The 17093-nt window shown below is 72.7% G+C and carries 22 protein-coding genes; 15 read left to right on the top strand and 7 right to left on the bottom strand.

The window, feature by feature from the left end; all coding sequences use genetic code 11:
• Positions 1–208 precede the first annotated feature (208 nt).
• Complete coding sequence (locus tag U5911_RS01350; protein ID WP_336034627.1) at positions 209–1765, top strand: Na+/H+ antiporter NhaC family protein; 1557 nt, start codon at positions 209–211, stop codon at positions 1763–1765.
• Entirely contained in the window at positions 1762–2028 is a 267-nt protein-coding gene (locus tag U5911_RS01345) for a DUF7513 family protein (protein WP_336034625.1), read from the top strand. Before U5911_RS01350 ends, U5911_RS01345 begins: the two co-directional genes overlap by 4 nt.
• Before the next feature lie 111 nt (positions 2029–2139).
• On the opposite strand, the gene U5911_RS01340 is transcribed toward U5911_RS01345, so the two are convergent.
• The gene (locus tag U5911_RS01340) at positions 2140–2472 is read right to left on the bottom strand and encodes an uS10/mL48 family ribosomal protein (protein ID WP_336034624.1); all 333 of its coding nucleotides are present in this window, start codon (positions 2470–2472) and stop codon (positions 2140–2142) included.
• A 123-nt stretch (positions 2473–2595) separates the two neighbouring features.
• Here U5911_RS01340 and U5911_RS01335 point away from each other — a divergent pair, with 123 nt between their 5' ends.
• The 3 genes from U5911_RS01335 to U5911_RS01325 all read left to right on the top strand — a co-directional run bounded on the left by U5911_RS01335 (position 2596) and on the right by U5911_RS01325 (position 5578).
• Positions 2596–3024 carry a bis(5'-nucleosyl)-tetraphosphatase gene (locus tag U5911_RS01335; RefSeq protein WP_336034622.1) on the top strand — a complete coding sequence of 143 codons (429 nt, stop codon included), beginning with the start codon at positions 2596–2598 and terminating at the stop codon, positions 3022–3024.
• Between the two features lie 63 nt (positions 3025–3087).
• A complete protein-coding gene (locus tag U5911_RS01330) occupies positions 3088–4155 on the top strand; it encodes a DUF5787 family protein (RefSeq protein WP_336034621.1) in 1068 nt (355 codons plus the stop codon).
• Positions 4156–4225: 70 nt separating this feature from the next.
• Positions 4226–5578, top strand: a complete 1353-nt coding sequence (locus U5911_RS01325; protein ID WP_336034619.1) for a PQQ-dependent sugar dehydrogenase — start codon at positions 4226–4228, stop codon at positions 5576–5578.
• Between the two features lie 25 nt (positions 5579–5603).
• Here the strand turns inward: U5911_RS01325 and U5911_RS01320 are convergent, their stop codons facing one another.
• Positions 5604–6122 (bottom strand): DUF5797 family protein, encoded by a 519-nt coding sequence (locus tag U5911_RS01320; protein ID WP_336034618.1) that lies wholly within the window; start codon positions 6120–6122, stop codon positions 5604–5606.
• A gap of 108 nt (positions 6123–6230) precedes the next feature.
• Here U5911_RS01320 and U5911_RS01315 point away from each other — a divergent pair, with 108 nt between their 5' ends.
• The 3 genes from U5911_RS01315 to U5911_RS01305 all read left to right on the top strand — a co-directional run bounded on the left by U5911_RS01315 (position 6231) and on the right by U5911_RS01305 (position 7683).
• Positions 6231–7004 (top strand): enoyl-CoA hydratase/isomerase family protein, encoded by a 774-nt coding sequence (locus U5911_RS01315; RefSeq protein WP_336034616.1) that lies wholly within the window; start codon positions 6231–6233, stop codon positions 7002–7004.
• Between the two features lie 68 nt (positions 7005–7072).
• Complete coding sequence (locus U5911_RS01310; protein ID WP_336034614.1) at positions 7073–7330, top strand: DUF5789 family protein; 258 nt, start codon at positions 7073–7075, stop codon at positions 7328–7330.
• Positions 7331–7368: 38 nt separating this feature from the next.
• Positions 7369–7683 (top strand): transcription factor S, encoded by a 315-nt coding sequence (locus U5911_RS01305; protein WP_336034613.1) that lies wholly within the window; start codon positions 7369–7371, stop codon positions 7681–7683.
• Between the two features lie 157 nt (positions 7684–7840).
• Here U5911_RS01305 and U5911_RS01300 read toward each other — a convergent pair whose 3' ends face one another.
• The 3 genes from U5911_RS01300 to U5911_RS01290 all read right to left on the bottom strand — a co-directional run bounded on the left by U5911_RS01300 (position 7841) and on the right by U5911_RS01290 (position 9496).
• The gene (locus U5911_RS01300) at positions 7841–8560 is read right to left on the bottom strand and encodes a methyltransferase domain-containing protein (protein WP_418771486.1); all 720 of its coding nucleotides are present in this window, start codon (positions 8558–8560) and stop codon (positions 7841–7843) included.
• Positions 8557–8952, bottom strand: a complete 396-nt coding sequence (locus U5911_RS01295; RefSeq protein WP_336034611.1) for a nascent polypeptide-associated complex protein — start codon at positions 8950–8952, stop codon at positions 8557–8559. The genes U5911_RS01300 and U5911_RS01295 overlap by 4 nt, the downstream gene beginning before the upstream one ends.
• Positions 8953–9022: 70 nt before the next feature.
• On the bottom strand, positions 9023–9496 hold the full coding sequence (locus U5911_RS01290; RefSeq protein WP_336034609.1) for a PUA domain-containing protein: 474 nt from the start codon (positions 9494–9496) through the stop codon (positions 9023–9025).
• Positions 9497–9610: 114 nt separating this feature from the next.
• Here U5911_RS01290 and U5911_RS01285 point away from each other — a divergent pair, with 114 nt between their 5' ends.
• Entirely contained in the window at positions 9611–9799 is a 189-nt protein-coding gene (locus U5911_RS01285; protein WP_336034608.1) for a hypothetical protein, read from the top strand.
• Here U5911_RS01285 and U5911_RS01280 read toward each other — a convergent pair.
• Both U5911_RS01280 and U5911_RS01275 read right to left on the bottom strand, forming a co-directional pair.
• Positions 9796–10293, bottom strand: a complete 498-nt coding sequence (locus U5911_RS01280) for a LabA-like NYN domain-containing protein (RefSeq protein WP_336034607.1) — start codon at positions 10291–10293, stop codon at positions 9796–9798. The two genes, U5911_RS01285 and U5911_RS01280, sit on opposite strands and share 4 nt — an antisense overlap.
• A gap of 166 nt (positions 10294–10459) precedes the next feature.
• Positions 10460–11101, bottom strand: coding sequence for a metallophosphoesterase family protein (locus U5911_RS01275; protein ID WP_336034605.1), 642 nt, complete (start codon positions 11099–11101; stop codon positions 10460–10462).
• Positions 11102–11445: 344 nt separating this feature from the next.
• On the opposite strand from U5911_RS01275, the gene dapA reads away from it, so the two are divergent.
• The 6 genes from dapA to U5911_RS01245 are packed head-to-tail and all read left to right on the top strand — an operon-like array spanning position 11446 to position 17073.
• Entirely contained in the window at positions 11446–12351 is a 906-nt protein-coding gene (gene dapA, locus U5911_RS01270; protein ID WP_336034604.1) for a 4-hydroxy-tetrahydrodipicolinate synthase, read from the top strand.
• Complete coding sequence (gene dapB / locus U5911_RS01265; RefSeq protein ID WP_336034603.1) at positions 12348–13100, top strand: 4-hydroxy-tetrahydrodipicolinate reductase; 753 nt, start codon at positions 12348–12350, stop codon at positions 13098–13100. Before dapA ends, dapB begins: the two co-directional genes overlap by 4 nt.
• The gene (locus tag U5911_RS01260) at positions 13097–13930 is read left to right on the top strand and encodes a 2,3,4,5-tetrahydropyridine-2,6-dicarboxylate N-succinyltransferase (RefSeq protein WP_336034601.1); all 834 of its coding nucleotides are present in this window, start codon (positions 13097–13099) and stop codon (positions 13928–13930) included. The genes dapB and U5911_RS01260 overlap by 4 nt, the downstream gene beginning before the upstream one ends.
• Positions 13927–15177, top strand: a complete 1251-nt coding sequence (gene lysA, locus U5911_RS01255) for a diaminopimelate decarboxylase (RefSeq protein WP_336034599.1) — start codon at positions 13927–13929, stop codon at positions 15175–15177. Before U5911_RS01260 ends, lysA begins: the two co-directional genes overlap by 4 nt.
• Positions 15174–15995: a diaminopimelate epimerase gene (gene dapF / locus U5911_RS01250; protein ID WP_336034597.1), complete on the top strand. Its 822-nt coding sequence runs from the start codon at positions 15174–15176 to the stop codon at positions 15993–15995. Before lysA ends, dapF begins: the two co-directional genes overlap by 4 nt.
• Positions 15988–17073, top strand: coding sequence for a M20/M25/M40 family metallo-hydrolase (locus tag U5911_RS01245; RefSeq protein WP_336034595.1), 1086 nt, complete (start codon positions 15988–15990; stop codon positions 17071–17073). Before dapF ends, U5911_RS01245 begins: the two co-directional genes overlap by 8 nt.
• Positions 17074–17093: the final 20 nt, after the last annotated feature.

The raw sequence follows: 17093 nt of genomic DNA, 5'->3' as shown, positions 1-17093 counted from the left end.
GCACGGATAAAGGTGTCCGGAGCCGTCCGCCGTCACCGCCGGCAGCGAAGACGCCACCGTCACCGTGCGGACGGGGACCGCCCGCTGTCACCGCCGGCAGCGAGGGCGTCACCGTCACCGCCTGGGCGGACCCGTCCGCCGTCACCTTCTGGAGCCGCTCGCCGCCAACTTATTTATACCAGTAAAAAGAGGGACGATACGTGGTAACATGAGTGGCGGAGACGACGAAACCGAAGACATCGCCGACGACTTCGGCGCCGGCGGCGAGGCGCCGAGCATCGAGTTCCACGGCGGCAAGTGGATGAGCGGCTTCCCGCTGGCGTTCTTCGTGGTGTGGGCCATCGTGCAGAGCGGTCTCCTGCGCATCGGCGACACCACGGGGCTCGTCGCGGGCATGCTCGTGGCGCTCATCGTCGGGATGCTCTTCGTCAAGGGGTCGTGGAAGAGCTACGCGAACACAATCTTCGAGGGGATGACCCGCCGGGTCGCCGCCACCGCGGTCGTCGCGTGGCTGTGGGCGGGGATGTTCGCCGAGACGATACAGGTCGGCGGGTTCGTCGACGGCCTCGTGTGGGCGGCGAACGCCGCCGGGCTCGGCGCGTCGCTGTTCCCGGCCGCGACGTTCATCCTCGCGGCGCTGCTCGCGACCGGCATCGGCACCGGCTACGGGACGACCGTCGCGTTCACGACGCTGTTCTTCCCGGCCGGCGTGCTGCTCGGCGCGAACCCCGTGTTGCTGTTCGGGGCCATCCTCTCGGGGGCCGTCTTCGGGGACAACCTCGCGCCCGTCAGCGACACGACCATCGTGTCCGCGGTCACGCAGGACTCCGACATCGGCGGCGTCGTCGCGTCCCGGTTCAAGTACGCGATACTGGCGGCCGTCATCGCGTTCGCCGCGTACGTCGTCGCTGGGTCCGCGATGACCGGGCTGGACGTGCCCGGGCAGGCACAGGAGATCTTCGTCGAGAACAGCCAGCCCGCCGGCCTCCTGCACCTGCTCTCGATGCTCGTCGTCATCGGCACCGCGGTCGCCGGACGACACATCGTCGAGGCCATCTCCTGGGGCATCATCGTCGCCGCCATCTTCAACCTCACGTTCGGGCTGGCGTCGGTCTCGGACATGGTCGTCTTCCAGGCGAGCGAGGAGCTCGCCATCGCCCAGTCGCTGTCCGGGCTGCCGTTCGTCGAACTCGTCGACGCGGGGTCGACGGGCGTCGGCGGCAGCCTCTACGCGGGCGCCGCCGGGTTCTTCCCGCTCATCGTGCTCGTGTTGCTCATCGTCGCCGGTGCGCAGGTGATGATCCGGGGCGGCGGCTTCCAGGCGCTGCAGGACTGGCTGCTGGAGTCCGTCGCGACGAGCGTCCGCCGCGCCGAGACCACGATGGTGTTCGGCACCGCGCTCGTGAACGCGATGATCACCATCAACACCGCCGCAGAGATCGCCATCGGGCCGTACATCGCGCGGCTCGGCGAGCGCTTCAACATCAACGGCTACCGGCGCGCGAACATCCTCGACGCGAACACGTCCGCGCTCGGCTACATCTTCCCGTGGTCGGGCGGCGTGCTCGTCGGGTACGCGGTCATCCAGGACCTCCCCGGTGAGTACGAGTGGTTCGACCAGTCGATGGTCGTCAACCCCGCCGACGTCGTGCCGTTCGTGTTCCACGGCTGGCTCCTCGTCGCCGTGTTCCTGCTGGCGGCGCTGACCGGCTTCGGACTCGAGTACACCAGCGACCGCGAGAGCGAGGAGGTCGAACGCCTATGAGTCTCATCAGCAAGTACACGAAGGGCTGGACGTTCCGCACGAACAAACCGAGCTTCGACGTCGACGAGGAGGTCTCCGTCTTCGTCACGGGCGTCGAGGACGGCACGCCGGTGGCGCGCATCGGCGACTCGAAGCTGCGCCTCGTCGACGCGCCCGACGGCCTCGTCGACAAGCGCGTGCTGTTGCGCGTGACGAGCTTCGACGAGGACGCACACGTCGGCAAAGCCGAGTACCTGGAGACCGTCGGCGAGAGCGCGTACTAGCGCCGTCGCCGACGCGACCATACTTTTTCGCGCGGTCGCCGCGAGAACGAGCAGCGGCAGCGACGCGGTCAGCGACCGGCGGGAGAGAACCCTCCGTCGGCTCGACGGCCGCTACGAGGAGCCCAGCGGCTTGACCTGCTCGAGTTCGGCCTCGACGCGGACGCTGTCAGGGAACTCCCGCTCCATGATGGAGCGCGCGAGGTCGTCGTGGCCGTGCAGTTCGAGGCGGCGCCGGTAGACGGTGTACTCCCACGTCCCCGTCCTGGCGGTCTGCTCGCCGCCGAGGCGGGCGTACAGCGGGACCGCGTACTCGGCGGGCGTGTCCGAGTGTGGCCCCTTCAGCTCCGCGCCCTTGCGTCGGCACGTCTCCTTGATGTCGGAGACGACGCCGTCGAGGGCGGCGCGGTCGCCGCTCTCCAGGGAGAGTTTGGTCACGAAGGTCATGGCTGGGTGCTGTGCGTAGTGACGCGTTCCACCGTGAAAAAGCGTGTGTTCCCCGTCCCGGCGCGTGTCAGCCGTTCACCCACTCCGACATTCTCTTAACCGGCGGTCTACTACTCCTTGTCAATGACGGTCGAAGCGACCAGCGCCGGCGCGATCCTCTTCCGGGACACGCGCGAGCGGCGCGAATACCTCCTCCTGAAGAGCCGTCCCGGGGACTGGGAGTTCCCGAAGGGCGGCGTGGAGGGGGACGAAGAGCTCCAGCAAACGGCGATCCGAGAGGTACAGGAGGAGGCCGGCATCGAGGACTTCCGCCTCGTCGACGGCTTCCGCGACGACTACGACTACGTGTTCGAGGCGAACGGCGACCGCATCCACAAGACGGTCCACCTCTTCATCGCGAAGAGCTTCGAGGCAAGCGCGGAGCTGTCCAACGAGCACTCCGACCTGCAGTGGCGGGACTACGAGCAGGCGATCAACACCATCACGCAGGACGGTCCCCGCGAGATCCTCGAGGACGCCCACGAGTTCCTCGACCAGGAGCTCGAGGCCTGACCGTCCCGCGGTCGGCGCTCGGACGCCGAAAAACGTAGGTAGCTCGGCGGCCGCCTCTCCCCCGTGAGCGACGCCGACGCCGACACCGACGGCGGGCCCGACGCTCCGTCCGCCGGCGACTCCGAGTTCGCCTTCGAGCTGCGGGTCTGCGCGTGGGCGGAGGCCGCCTGGCACCCGGAGGGCGAGGACCGCCCGTGCGTCGTCGCGCGCCAGCTCGGGACGAAGCGGCGCCGCTGGGACACGGTCGTCGTCGAGGTCGACCCCGACGCGCTCGCTCGGCGCGCGAACTTCGGCGCGGAGCGCCTCGACTCCGACCTCCTGCACGTCGTCCGGCACGCGCCCGCGGACTGGCAGTTCTACCGGGACGCGCTCCCCCACCCGGGCTACCCGTGGCGGTACGTCCGCGAGGCCGTCCACCGCGCCGCCGACCGCGGCGTCCTGGAGACGCGGCGGAACGGCAACCGGATCGAGGTCCGCCGGAAGTGGCCGTACCCCGACTGGGTCGAGCGCGTCGTCGCCGTCGAGAACAAGCCCGACCTGGACGCGTCGGCGGCGGACGCGCTCGCCGACCAGCTGGAACGCGACGTCGCCCTCGGGCTCGCCGACGAGGTGTGGCTCGCGACCGAGCCCGACGACGCGGGCGGCGTGCAGCGCGCGCTCCTCCACGAGATGCCCGTCGAGGCCGGCATCCTCGCGTTCGACGGCAGCGAGGCGTCCGTCGAGTGGCACCCGCGGCGACTCGACCCGACGGCGACGGGGACGCGCATCACCGGCCGGCCGTCCGACAGCGAGTTCGACCGGTCGCCCGCGAGCTTCGAGTACGTCGACGCCGACTGGAAGCGCCGGAAGCGCCTGGAGATCGCCGAGCGCGCGTACGAGCGCGGCTGGCGGTCGTACCTCGAGACGATGCGGCCGGACTGCCGGCACTTCGCCGTGCGGCGCGCTGCCCACGGCTACGTGCCGCACTGCGCGGCGAAGGGCCGCGAGCAGACCGCCGCGGAGTGCTCGGGGTCGTGCCAGGACTACGAGCCAGAGCCGCCGGCGTGGCGGCAGAAGGAGTGGCCGATAGAGGGCGGCCCCGGTGCGGCGATTCGGCGCGTCCTCGACGAGCGACGGCGGCGAGAACGATAACCCGCCCACGGGTGCGGTGGGTCTCCGTCCGGCCGGTGGTTTTTACGGCGAGCGCGCGTCCTAGGGAGCGATGCACCGCCGCCAGTACCTCGCCGCTGCGACCGGCGTCGCCGCAGGCCTCGCCGGCTGTACCGGCGACGGGACCGACGACGGAACCGGGGACGCGACCACGGCGCCCCCGGACGGCGGCGACGCGACGACGACCCAGGCATCGACGGCGTCGGCCACGCAGTCCAACGACCGGCCCGACGCGGTCGGCCTCGACGCGCTCGCGGACGGCCTGGACACGCCGGTCGACGCCGCGTTCGCCTCCGAGGGCGACGTCCAGTACGTCGCCGAACAGCGCGGCGTCGTGCGCGTGCTCGCGGACGGCGACCTGCGCTCGACGCCCCTGCTCGACGTCCGCGACGGCGTCGTCACCGGCTACGAGATGGGGCTGCTCGGACTCGCGCTCCACCCCGACTTCGCCGAGAACCGCCGGCTGTTCGTGCGGTACTCGGCGCCCAGCAGGCGGGGGACGCCTGACGAGTACAGCCACACGTTCGTGCTCGCGGAGTTCCGGGTCGGCGACGACGGCCTGACCGCCGACCCGGACTCCGAGCGCACCGTCCTGACGATTCCACAGCCGCAGTCGAACCACAACGCCGGGTCGCTCGTCTTCGGGCCGGAGGGCTCCCTCTACGTCGGCGTCGGCGACGGCGGCGCCGCCAACGACCAGGGCCGCGGCCACGTCGACGACTGGTACGACGCTGTCGACGGCGGCAACGGCCAGGACGTCATCGGGAACCTCCTCGGGAGCGTGCTCCGCATCGACGTGGGGGACGAGCGCGGCGGTGACCGCTACACCGTCCCGAACGACAATCCGCTCGTCGGCAGCGAGGGCCTCGACGAGCACTACGCGTGGGGGTTCCGGAACCCGTGGCGGCTCGCGTTCGACGGCGCGGACCTCTACGCTGGCGACGTCGGCCAGAACCGCTACGAGGAAGTCAACGTGGTGCGGGCCGGCGGGAACTACGGCTGGAACGTCCGGGAGGGAACCCACTGCTTCGGCGCCGAGGACTGTCCCGACGGCACGCCCGACGACGTGCGGGGCGGCGAACCGCTCCGCGACCCGGTCGTCGAGTACCCCCACGAGGACGCGGCCGTCAGCGGCGTCTCCGTCATCACGGGGAACGTCTACCGCGGCTCGGCGGTACCGGGGCTGCGCGGCGCGTTCGTCTTCGGCGACCTCCGGGCGAACGGCCGCCTGTTCGTGGCGGAACCCCGGGACTCGGGCGAGTGGCCGACGAGCGTACTCCCGGTCGCCGACGAGGACGCCGGGCGGCTCTCGCAGGCGTTCTCCTTCCAGCGCCACGACGGTGAACTGTACGTGCTCGGCAGCGGCGACGCCGGTGGCGGCCTCTACCGGCTCCGCTCCGCGTGAGGGGTCGGGAAAAGAACTCCGACTGTCAGGCTTCGCTGGCGGCCGCGTGCTCGCCGTCCCCGCTGGGGTCCTCGAGGTTCACGTCCTCGCGGGCGACGGCGAGCCGGTACGTCGGGACCGTGCGGTGTTCGACCTCGACGATGCCCTTGCGCTTGAGCGTCTGGAGCGCGCGCCGCACGTCAGCCGCCTCCAGGTCCGGCGCGTCGAACTCGTCGCGGACGGCGTGGAGGACGGACACGACGCTCTCGGCGCGCTCGCCGGGACCGGCGATGACCGCGAACACCTGCCGCTCCGCGTCGGACATGTGGACGGCGGGGGCCTCGTCTCCCTCCCCGCCCTCGCCGACGAGTTCGGCGGCCTCCGCCGTCGCGCGGATCAGGCTGTTCTCGTCGCGGTAGTAGTAGTCCCGCAGCGTCGACTCCAGGTACTGGTGGACCTCGCTGCCGCTGTCCATCCCCCAGCGGTCCTGCAGCACGCTGTTCTTCGTCGGCTGGAGTTCCACGAGGTCCGCCAGCCGCTCGCGGTCCGCCTCGGAGAGGGTCATGGGGGCTCCTACTGCGGCGACCTATTTCGGGTTTGCGAAGCCCACGGCCCCGGGGCCGCCCCGCCGCGAACCCCGAAGGTTTTGGCGACGCTCGCCGTCCCGGGGCACATGGCAGACACAGCCCAGCTCTCGGTCGACGGCGACGGCGTCGCGACGGTCACCGTCGACCGGCCGGACCGGCTGAACGCGCTGAACGTCCCGACCCTGCGCGCGCTCCGGGACGCCGTCGAGGCGGCCGCCGACGAGGACGCGCGCGTGCTCGTGCTCACCGGCGCCGGCGACGACGCGTTCGTCGCCGGCGCGGACATCGCCCACATGCAGGACATGGACCCCCAGGCGGCCCACGAGTACGCCGCACTCGGCCACGACCTCGCGGCCGCCGTCGAGGCGTTCCCGGCGCCCGCCGTCGCGAAGATCAACGGGTACGCGTTCGGCGGCGGCCTCGAACTCGCGCTCGCCTGCGACCTCCGCGTCGCCAGCGAGCAGGCCGTCCTCGGGCAGACCGAGATCGACCTCGGCATCATCCCCGGCTGGGGCGCCACCCAGCGGCTGCCCCGCCTCGTCGACGACGAGACCGCGCGCCGCCTGATCTACTTCGGCGACCGCCTCGACGCCACGGACGCCTACGAGGAGGGCCTCGTCGGCGACGTCGTCGCCCACGACGAACTCGACGAGTACGTCGCCGACCTCGCCGCCGACCTCGCCGCGAAGCCCGCGACCGCCCTCGCGGCCGCGAAGGAGGCAATCAACCAGAGCTACGAGACCTCCCTGGACGCCGGCCTCGACTTCGAGCGCCGGACGTGGGCGGGCCTGTTCGGCAGCCACGACCAGCGGGAGGGCATGCGGGCGTTCCTCGAGGACCGCGACCCGGACTTCGAGTGACTCGCCGCGCGTGCCGGGCGCCCGCGAGCGGGGGAACAATTACGGGCCTCACAGTGCTACACCATCCCATGGACCGGCAGCTCAAACTCAACGACGTCCGCGCAGAGTTCGACGCGCTCGACTATCCAGTCACCAGGGAGGACGTGGCCGTCGCGTTCGAGGACACCGTCCTCCAGTACGCGGACGGCGAGGAGCGGTTCGGGGACGTGCTCGGCCGCATCACCGAGGACGTCTTCGTCAGCGCCGACGACCTCGAAGCCGCGGTCTACAACAACCTCCCGACGGAGGCCGTCGGTGAACCCGGACAGTCGGAGGGAGAGGGCTGAAACCGGGCGCTTAACTGCCGGGGTCGTCTGCTACCGGTATGGAGTTCTGCGACGAGTGCGGCTCGATGATGAAAGCAGCGGACGGCCTCTGGGTCTGCGACAGCTGCGGGAACAAGCAGCCGAAGGACCCGGACGCCAGCTACGTCGTCACGGAGGGCCAGGAGGACACGGAGATCGTCGACGTCAGCGACGCCGAGGACAAGGGCCTCCCCACCACGGAGGTCCACTGTCCGAACTGCGGCAACGACCGCGCGCACTGGTACATGCAGCAGATCCGGTCCGCCGACGAGTCCGAGACGCGGTTTTTCATCTGCACGGAGTGCGAGCACCGCTGGCGCGAAGACGACAACTGACGGCCCCCTTTCGCCCGCAGGTTCAAATACCGGGACGCGACCAGCCCGGGCCGTGACCTGACGGCAGGCGGGACGGCGGACGCGGCGAGGCGGCGAGCCGTCCCCGAACAGGAGCCGCCGGACAGCCCCTCACGAGGCGGGACACCCACTCCCGGCGTCAGGGCTTGCGCGCGAACAGGAGGTAGCCCGTGTGGCCGACGCCCGCTGTCGACGGCCGCGACCCCCGCTCGTCGAGGTCCATCTCGCGCTGGATGGTCTCGAGGGTCTCCACGCCGGACAGCCCCGCGTCCTCGGCGGCCCGGTGGGCGGCGCGGGCGTTCTCCACGAACGGCGAGTAGACGGCGACGTAGCCGCCCGCGAGAAGGACGTCGTCGACCCGCTCCACGACCGCCGGCGCGTTCTCCGTGTCCAGCGTCACCACGTCGAACCCGGAGAGGTCGTCGACGTGGTCGGTGACGTCGCCCGTCCGGACGTCGACGGCGTCCGCCACGCCGGCGAGCCGCATGTTCTCGCGCGCGACGTCCGCGAACTCGGGGTCGCACTCGTACGTCACCACGTCGGCGCCCAGGCGGCCGAGGTACGCGGCGAGCACGCCCGTGCCCGTGCCGGCGTCGAGCACGCGGTCCCCGGCGCAGGCGCCCGTGTGCCCGACGACGAGGCCGACGTCCTTCGGCATCATCGGCGCGCCCGTGCGTTCGAGGTGGTTGAACAGGTCCGGCCCGCGGAGCTCCCGGATCGTGAACGGCTCGCCGATGTGGGACTCCACGGTGTCGCCGGGTTCGACGGCGTCCGGGACCTCGACGACGCCGAGGTCCGTGTGGACTTCCTCGCCCGGTTCGACGAGGAACTCCCGGTCGCCGCGGACGAGCAGTATCACTCCAGTTGCGCGATGGCCGCCGCGAGGTCGCCGTCGGTGTCCGCGAGCGCCTCCCGGGCCGCGTCCTCGCTCGCGCCGGTGCGCTGCACGACGAGCTCGACGTCCTCGTCCGGGATGCCGCCGCTGCCCCCGTCGTCCCCGGCCTCGGCCTCGTCGACGTCGCCGCTCTCGACGGCGCCGGCGCTCTCGCGCGCCTCCGGCTCGCCGATGATCTGGTAGGTCTCCTGGCCGCGGGCGTCCATCTTCGTGACGTCCGGGTCGCTGAACACGAGCTCGTCGCCGTCGGCGCGCCTGATGACGACCTCGGTGGCGTCGATCTCCTCGACGTCGATCCCCATCTGTTTCATCATCTGTTCCATCTTCCGTGGGTTCATGCCGCCTCCGCCGAACATGCGCGGAGAGACGCGTTTCGCCGTAAAAAGGGTGGCGAACCCGCAGAGTGCAGCGCGCTCGAGGCCGCCGTCACTCGGCGTCGGCGCCCTCGCGGACCATCACCGCCATCCCGGTGTCGAAGTCCAGCATCGACCCGGCGTCCAGTTCCGCGCGGCCGACCGCGAGCACGTCGCCGCGCTCGTGGACGACCGCGACCTCGTCGCCGGCGCGGACGTCGGGGTCGACCGTCCGCACGAACTTCGCGAACGCGTTCTTGCCGTCGCGGACGAACGGCTCGCTGTCGTCGCCGACCACCACGCGCGCGGCCGGGTGTGCGAGCCCGTCGACGAGCCGGCGGCCGCCCGCGACGCCGAGCGTGAACCGGCCGTTCTGGGCGACGGAGACGAGTCGCCGGCCGTCCTCTCGCGCGACCTGTCGCGGGCGGCCGGTGCTGGACCGCCGCACCTCGACGTGCTCCGCCGGCGGGAACAGCGCGGCGCCGGCGCCCTCGCCGAACTGGTAGTCCGCGACGGTGCGCAGCGACTCCAGGTCCGCGTCCTGCATGCGTCGACGGACGGCCGGCGGCGGTAAAGCGGCTTCGGGTCCGCGGCGGGCGGCGCGCCGCGCGAGCGACCGGAAGTAGGTGTGCTTATGTACGCCTGGGAGTTACCCGCGAGTATGAACGACACGACGAAAGTCGGCGTGGCCCTCGTGTTGCTCGCGGTGAGCGCCGCGCTGCTCGTGTGGAGTAGCTTCGACCCGTCCGGGTCGACGGTCCTACTGGTCGTCGCCGGCCTGGCGACGACCGGACTCGCCGCGGGCTCCCTGCTGATGGGGAGCACGGGCAGCGACGGCCGGATGGTCTAGAGCAGGAACGTCTCTTCTCGCTCGCTGAGGTCGACGAACGCGTCGGCGACGTCGACGAGGTCGTCGGCGGCAGACGCCCCGAACGCCATCACTTCGACGCGCACGCCCTCGTGGCGGAGGTGGTTGCAGAGCCGGGAGAAGTCGCCGTCGCCAGTGCAGAGCACCACGGTGTCGACGTGGTCGGCGAGCGTCACCGCGTCGAGGCTCATCCCGACGTCCCAGTCGGCCTTCTTGGAGCCGTCGCCGAACGTCTTGATGTCCTTGATCTTCGTCTCGAAGCCGATGTCCCGGAGGGCGTCGAAGAAGCTCTCCTCGGCCTCGGCCTCGGCGCGGATGACGTAGGCGATGGCCCGCGTGAGTTCGCGGTCCTGGACCGCCTTCTCGAGCAGCGACGAGTAGTCGATGTTCCGCGAGTAGACGCTCTGCGCGGAGTGGTAGAGGTTCTGCGCGTCGGCGAGGACGGCGACGCGCTGTCCCGCGTGGATCGGAGCCATACTGGCCGTTGGCGGTGCCGCGGTAAAGAAGTACGCGACGACGCAGCGACGGCGGTCGCGCCGCCCGACGGCGTCGGGTCGACCGGGGGCCGGGGCCGCTGGCGATACGGTGTCAGGTCGATCAGGGGCCGCTGGCGATACGGCGTCGGACGTACCGCCGCCCGGGTCACGCCGTCGGCGTGTCGTGGCGGGACAGCGCGAGCGTCTCCGGGTCGAGTTCGTAGTAGGACTCCCAGGCGGGCGCGAGGGAGACGACGCGCGTCGGCCCGTACTCGCTCTCGGCGTGTTCGTGGTGGTGGCCGACGAGGCAGAGGTCGGGTTCGAGGGCGTCGAGGACGTCGTCGACGTGCGTGCAGCCGACGTCGTACTCCTCGGTGACGGGGAGGCCGTGGGGGGCCTCGTGCGCGAGGAAGACGTCGACGTCGGCCAGTCGTTTCGCGCGCTCGACGTCCTCGCGGACGAAGTGCCGCCGCCGGTCGTCGTACAGCCGGTCGCGGGACTTCTCGAACTGCGTGGGCGCGTAGTTCCCGGAGAGCCCGGCGACGCGCAGCCCCTCGACGGTCTCGACGGTGCTGTGGAGGAGGACGGCGTTCGCGACGTCGCTGCTGGCGACGCGGCCGTGGCGGAGCGCCTCGACGACGTCGAAGTCCTCGTTGTTGCCGGCGATGAAGTACGTCGGAATCGGGAGGTCGTAGAACATGAGGTCGCCGGCCTGGAGTGCGGTCTCGGCGTCGGCGGCGCGGTACGCCGCGAACAGGGACCGGCGGCGGTCGGGCGTGGCCGCGTGCGCGTCGCCGAGGACCAGCATCAGGCTGACGTGCGGCGGACCGCCGGAAAAACCTCTCGGTGCGCTCGCGGCGGCGGCAGCGACGGGGCTGTCTCCGGCGGCTGGCGGCCGCGGCGGACCGGCTCCCCGGGTGCTGGCAGACCTTGCGGCCGGCGACAACGCTTTACGAGCGGCCGGCGACAGTGTCGCGTATGAGTGGCGCGCTCGGCACGCGGTTCGCGGCCGCCGAGCGCGCCGTCTCCTTCTCGGGCAAACGCAAACGCAGCACAGCCGCCACGTACGGCTCGCTGCGGGCGTAGCACCCCCGTGACGGGCCGCCGAACGACGCACGGCCCGCTCACCACACGCGACCCGACCCGAACCACATGGACTACACGACACTCGTGAACGGCGTCTTCCCGGCGATGACGACGCCGTTCGCGGCCGACGGCAGCATCGACTTCGACCGACTGCAGACACACGCGAACCGCCTCGTCGACGCGGGCGTCGACGGCCTCGTGCCGGTGGGTTCGACCGGCGAGAGCGCGACCCTCACGCACGACGAGCACATCGAGGTGGTGGAGGCCGTCGTCGAGGCGGCCGGCGACGACGTCCCCGTCATCGCGGGCTCCGGCAGCAACTCGACCCACGAGGCGCTGGCGCTCTCCGAGCGCTCCGTCGAGGCCGGCGCGGACGCGCTGTTGCTCATCTCGCCGTACTACAACAAGCCCGAACCGGAGGGGATGGAGGCCCACTACCGCGCGATCGCCGACGAGGTCGACGCCCCCCAGATCCTGTACAACGTCCCGTCGCGGACCGGCCGGAACGTCGCCGTCGAGACGGCGGCGGCGCTGGCCAGCCACGAGAACGTCGTCGGGTACAAGGCGGCCAGCGGCGACCTCGGCCGCATCGGCGAGGTCGTCGAGCGCACGCGCGGCGAGGAGTTCGCCGTGCTGTCCGGCGACGACGGGCTGACGCTGCCGATCCTCTCGGTGGGCGGCACGGGCGCCATCAGCGTCACCGCGAACGTCGAACCGGAGCGCGTCTGCGACCTCGTGTGGTCGGCCCTGGACGGCGACTACGAGGCGGCCAGACAGCGCCACCACGAGCTCGGCGAGCTGAACCGCGCGCTGTTCGCGGAGACGAACCCGATTCCGGTGAAGGCGGCCCAGGAGCTCCGCGGCGAGGGGCAGGCGCACTACCGCTCGCCGCTCACGCAGCCCAGCGAGACGACCCGGCAGCGGCTCCGCGAGGCGCTCGCGGCCCTCGACGAACGGGAGGTGCCCGTATGAGAGTCGGGGTGACGGGGGCGACCGGCCGGATGGGCCGCGAGGTCCGCGACGCGGCGGCCGCGCGCGGCGTCGAGGTGGCGTTCGCGACGACGCGGGACCCGGCGGCCGGGAGTGGACTCGACGCGGCCGCGGACTTCGACTCCCTGGTGGCCGACGAAAATCCTGACGCGGTCGTGGACTTTACCGTCCCCGAAGCCAGCGTGGGATACGTGAACGCGTCCACTGCCGCCGGCGTGCCGGTCGTCGTCGGCACCACCGGGTTCGACGACGACCAGCTGGCGGCGCTGCGCGGGGCCGCCGACGACGCGGCCGTCCTGCTGGGCGCGAACTTCTCGCGGGGCGTCCAGGCGCTCCTCGACGCCGTCGAGGCGGCGGTCGGCTCGCTCCCCGAGTACGACGTGGAGGTCACGGAGACCCACCACGACGGCAAGCGGGACGCGCCGAGCGGCACCGCGAACGTGTTACTCGACCGCATCGAGGGCGCCCGCGGCGGCGAGTCGGACCGCGTACACGGTCGGGAGGGCGACCAGCCCCGCAGCGAGGGCGAGATCGGCGTGCACGCGCGCCGGGCTGGCGACGTGACCGGCGAGCACGAGGTACTGCTCGCGGGCAACGACGAGGCCCTGGAGCTGACCCACCGCGCCGGCGACCGCGGCGTGTTCGCGGCGGGCGCGCTGGACGCGGCCGCGTGGCTCGCCGCCCAGCCAGCGGACTTCTACCGGTTCGAGGAGGTGGCCTCCGAGCTATGAGCCTGGAAGCCGACGTCCGAGCGCTGTGGCAGCGACACGAGGACGGGGAGCTGTCCGTCGAGACGGCGACCGCGGACGACGCCGACACCCTCGACGCGTTCCTGGACGCCCTGGAGGCGGGCGACGTCAGGGCCGCCGAAAAGACGGACGGCGAGTGGACGGCCGTCGAGTGGGTGAAGCGGGGCGTCCTCCTGAACTTCGCGCTCCGGGAGACGGAGCGCCGCGAGTACGGCGGCGTCGCGTACCACGACGTCCTGCCGCTCCGGGACACGACCGACCTCGCTGCGCGCGGCACGCGGAACACGCCCGACGGCACCGTCCTCCGACGCGGCGCCCACCTGGGGTCGGACTGCATCGTGATGTCGCCGGCGTTCGTGAACGTCGGCGCGTACGTCGGCGACGGCACGCTCGTCGACTCCTGTGACACGGTCGGCTCCTGTGCGCAGGTCGGCGAGGACGTGAAGCTCGGCGCGAACACACTGCTCGGCGGCGTGCTCGAACCCGTCGAGGACGCGCCCGTGGTGGTCGAGGACGGCGTCTCCCTGGGCGCGGGCTGTCGGGTCACCTCGGGGTTCGTCGTCGGCGAGGACTCCGTCGTCGGCGAGAACACCCTCCTGACGCCCCGGATTCCCGTCTACGACCTCGTCGAGGAGGAGGTCCTGTACGGCGAACTGCCGCCGGAGCGCCGCGCGTTCGCGCGGTACGTCGAGTCGTCCGTCGGCGACCACGACCTCTTCGAGGGCGGCGCGTACAAGCCCGCCGTGGTCGCGATGGACCTCGAGGCCGAGACCCTGGACGCGACCCAGCGCGAGGAGGTGTTGCGGTCGTGACGGCGGTCGAGGTCCCGGCGGTGCGGCGGCTCGCCGACTGGTCGGCGCCCTCCCTCCGCGAACTCGCCGACGAGTACGGCACGCCGCTGTACGTCCAGGACCTCGACCGCGTCCGGGAGAACTACGACCGGCTCGCCGACGCGTTCCCGGACGCCCGCGTCCACTACGCGGTGAAGGCGAACGCGGGGCAACGCGTCCTCGAGACGCTCCGCGAGGCGGGCGCCGGCGCGGAGTGCGCGTCCGCCGGCGAGGTGTCCCGCGCGCTCGAGGCGGGCTTCGAGCCGTCCGCGATCCACTACACCGCCGTCAACCCGCCGGCCCGCGACCTCGAGTACGTGCTCGACGCGGCGCCGGCGGCGACGGTCGTGGCGGGCGCGACCGACACCGTCGACCGGCTCGCCGACCGCGGCTTCGACGGCCGGCTGGCCGTCCGCGTCCACCCGCGCGTGGGCGCCGGCCACAGCGAGGACGTCGCGACCGGCGCGGACGCGAAGTTCGGGATTCCACGCGACCGCGCGGCCGCCGCGCTCCGGGACGCGGCCGCGCGCGGCTTCGACGTCGTCGGGATTCACGCCCACGCGGGCAGCGGGATGCTCACTGCGGCGGACGTCGCCGCGCACCGCGAGGTCGTCGAGCGGCTCGCCGCGGTCGCCCGCGAGGCGCCCGTCGACCTGGAGTTCGTGGACGTCGGCGGCGGCTTCGGCGTCCCGTACCGGCCGGCGGAGGCGCCGCTGGACCTGGGCGCGCTGGCGGACGCGACCCGGGACGCGCTCGCGGGCGTGGACGCCGACCTGGTGGTGGAACCGGGCCGGTTCCTCGTCGCGGACGCGGGCGTGCTCCTGACGGCAGTGAACACGGTCAAGCGGACGGCCGGCCCGACGCTCGCGGGCGTCGACGCGGGAATGACGACGCTGCTCCGGCCGGCGCTGTACGACGCCCACCACGAGGTGCGGTCGCTCGCGCGGGACGCCGGCGACCGCCCGCAGCGCGACGTGACCGTCGTCGGCCCGATCTGCGAGAGCACGGACGTGCTCGCGGCGGACCGGCGGCTGCCGCGCCCGGAGCGCGGCGACGTGCTCGCGGTCGGGAACGCGGGCGCGTACGGCATCGAGATGGCGTCCCAGTACAACTCGCGGCCGCGGCCGGCGGTGGTCGCGCTCGCGGACGGCGGCGACGAACTCGCGCGGGAGCGCGAGTCGCTGGCGGACCTGGCGGCACACGAGCACGGCGGCCCCGCAGACCAATGATTCCCTACGACCGATACCACGGCACCGGCAACGACTTCGCAATCGTCGACGCGGCGAACTACGTCCCCGACCGGGCGGCGTTCGCCGAGCGCCTCTGCGCCCGCCTGGGCGTCGACGGCGTGCTGTTCCTCGCGCTGGAGGCGGCGTTCACGCCGCCGCGCGCGGTGATGACGCTCCGCCAGCCCGACGGCTCGACGGCGGACATGTGCGGGAACGGCGCGCGGTGTGCGGCGCGCTGGGTCGCCGAGCGGACGGGCGCGGACAGCGTGATGCTGGACACGCAGGCCGGCACGCGGCGCGCCGACCTCGACGGCACCGACGTCACCGTGGAGATGGGCGTGCCGTCGTTCGACCCGGCGGACGTCCCCGTCAGCCGCGACGCCCCGATGGTCGAGGAGTCCGTCGCCGGCTTCGCGGTCACCGCCGTCGACACGGGCGTCCCCCACGCCGTCGCGTTCGTCGACGACGTCGACGACGTGGACGTGGACGGCGACGCGCCCGCCGTCCGCCACCACGAGGCGTTCCCCCAGGGCGCGAACGCGACGTTCGCGTCGCGGGCCGACGACGGCGGGTTCCGCCAGCGGACGTTCGAGCGCGGCGTCGAGGGCGAGACCCAGTCCTGCGGCACGGGCGCGGTCGCGGTCGCCGCGGTCGCGGACCGGCTCGGCCTGTACGACGGCGGCGCGGTGGCGGTGCGGCCGCCGGGCGGCGAACTCGTCGTCGACCTCTCCGGGGGCCGCGCGACGCTCTCGGGGCCGACCGAGCAGGAGCTCGGCGGCGAGGCCGAGGCCGCCCCCACGCGCCACCTCGATGCCTGAGGACTTCGACCTCCTGGCCTTCCACGAGCGCGCCGTCCGCACGCCCTCCCACGAGGACGTCGCCGAGGTGCGCGACCTGCTCTGCGCGGAGCTCCGCGCGAACGGCCGCGAGCCGACTGTCGACGACGCCGGGAACGTCCTCGCGTCCCGCGGCACCGAGGCCGGTGGCGGCCCGCACGTCGTGTTGAACACGCACCTCGACACGGTACCGCCCCACGTCGACTTCTCGCGGGACGGCGACGTCGTCGAGGGCCGGGGCGCCTGCGACGCGAAGGGGCCGCTCGCGGCGCTGCTCGCGGCGTTCCTCGCGGTCGAGCCCACCGAGGGCCGCGTGACGCTGGCGGTGACGCCGGACGAGGAGACGGAGTCGCTGGGCGCCCACGCGCTCGACCTGGACGCGGACGCTTACGTCGTGGGCGAGCCGACGGACCTCGCGGCGTGCACGAGCGCGCGGGGGCGGTTCCAGGGCGCCGTCGAGCTCACCGGCGAGGGCGCGCACGCCGCCGACCCGGGGTCGGGCGCGAACGCCGTCGCGGCCGCGGAGGGCGTGCTCGGAGCGGTCCGCACGTTCGACGCCGCGCACGGGCCGCCGGACCACCCCGAACTCGGGCCGGCGACGCTGACGCCCACGGTCGTCGAGGGCGGCGGCGCGGCGAACCGGGTGCCCGACGCGTGCACCGTGACCTTCGACCGGCGGACCGTCCCGCCGGAGACGCAGACGGAGTTCTTCGAGGCGTTCGCCGCGCACGTCGCCGACGCCGTCCGCGAGTACGACGGCGTCGACGCCGCGGTGCGGCCGGCCGACCGCAGGACGCCGTTCCTCGAAGCCTTCGAGACGCCCCCGGACAGCGCCGTCGTCGCGGCGCTCGTGGAGGCGGGCGCAGGCGGTCCGCGGCCGTTCGGTGCCGCCACGGAGGCGTCGTACTTCGCCGCTGACGCGCCGACGGTCGTGTTCGGGCCGGGCGTGCTCGCGGACGGCGACGGGCCGGTCGCGCACAGCCAGCGCGAGTACGTCCGCCGCTCGGACGTCGAGCGCGCCGCCGAGGTCCTGACGGCCGCCGTCGGCGCGCTGGTGTAGGGTTCTCCGTCGGCGTGTCG

Source organism: Halobacterium yunchengense, assembly GCF_037031165.1.
Lineage (GTDB): Archaea > Halobacteriota > Halobacteria > Halobacteriales > Halobacteriaceae > Halobacterium > Halobacterium yunchengense.
Note: the sequence above shows the minus strand (reverse complement) of the source record. Positions and strands in the feature narration are given on the sequence as shown.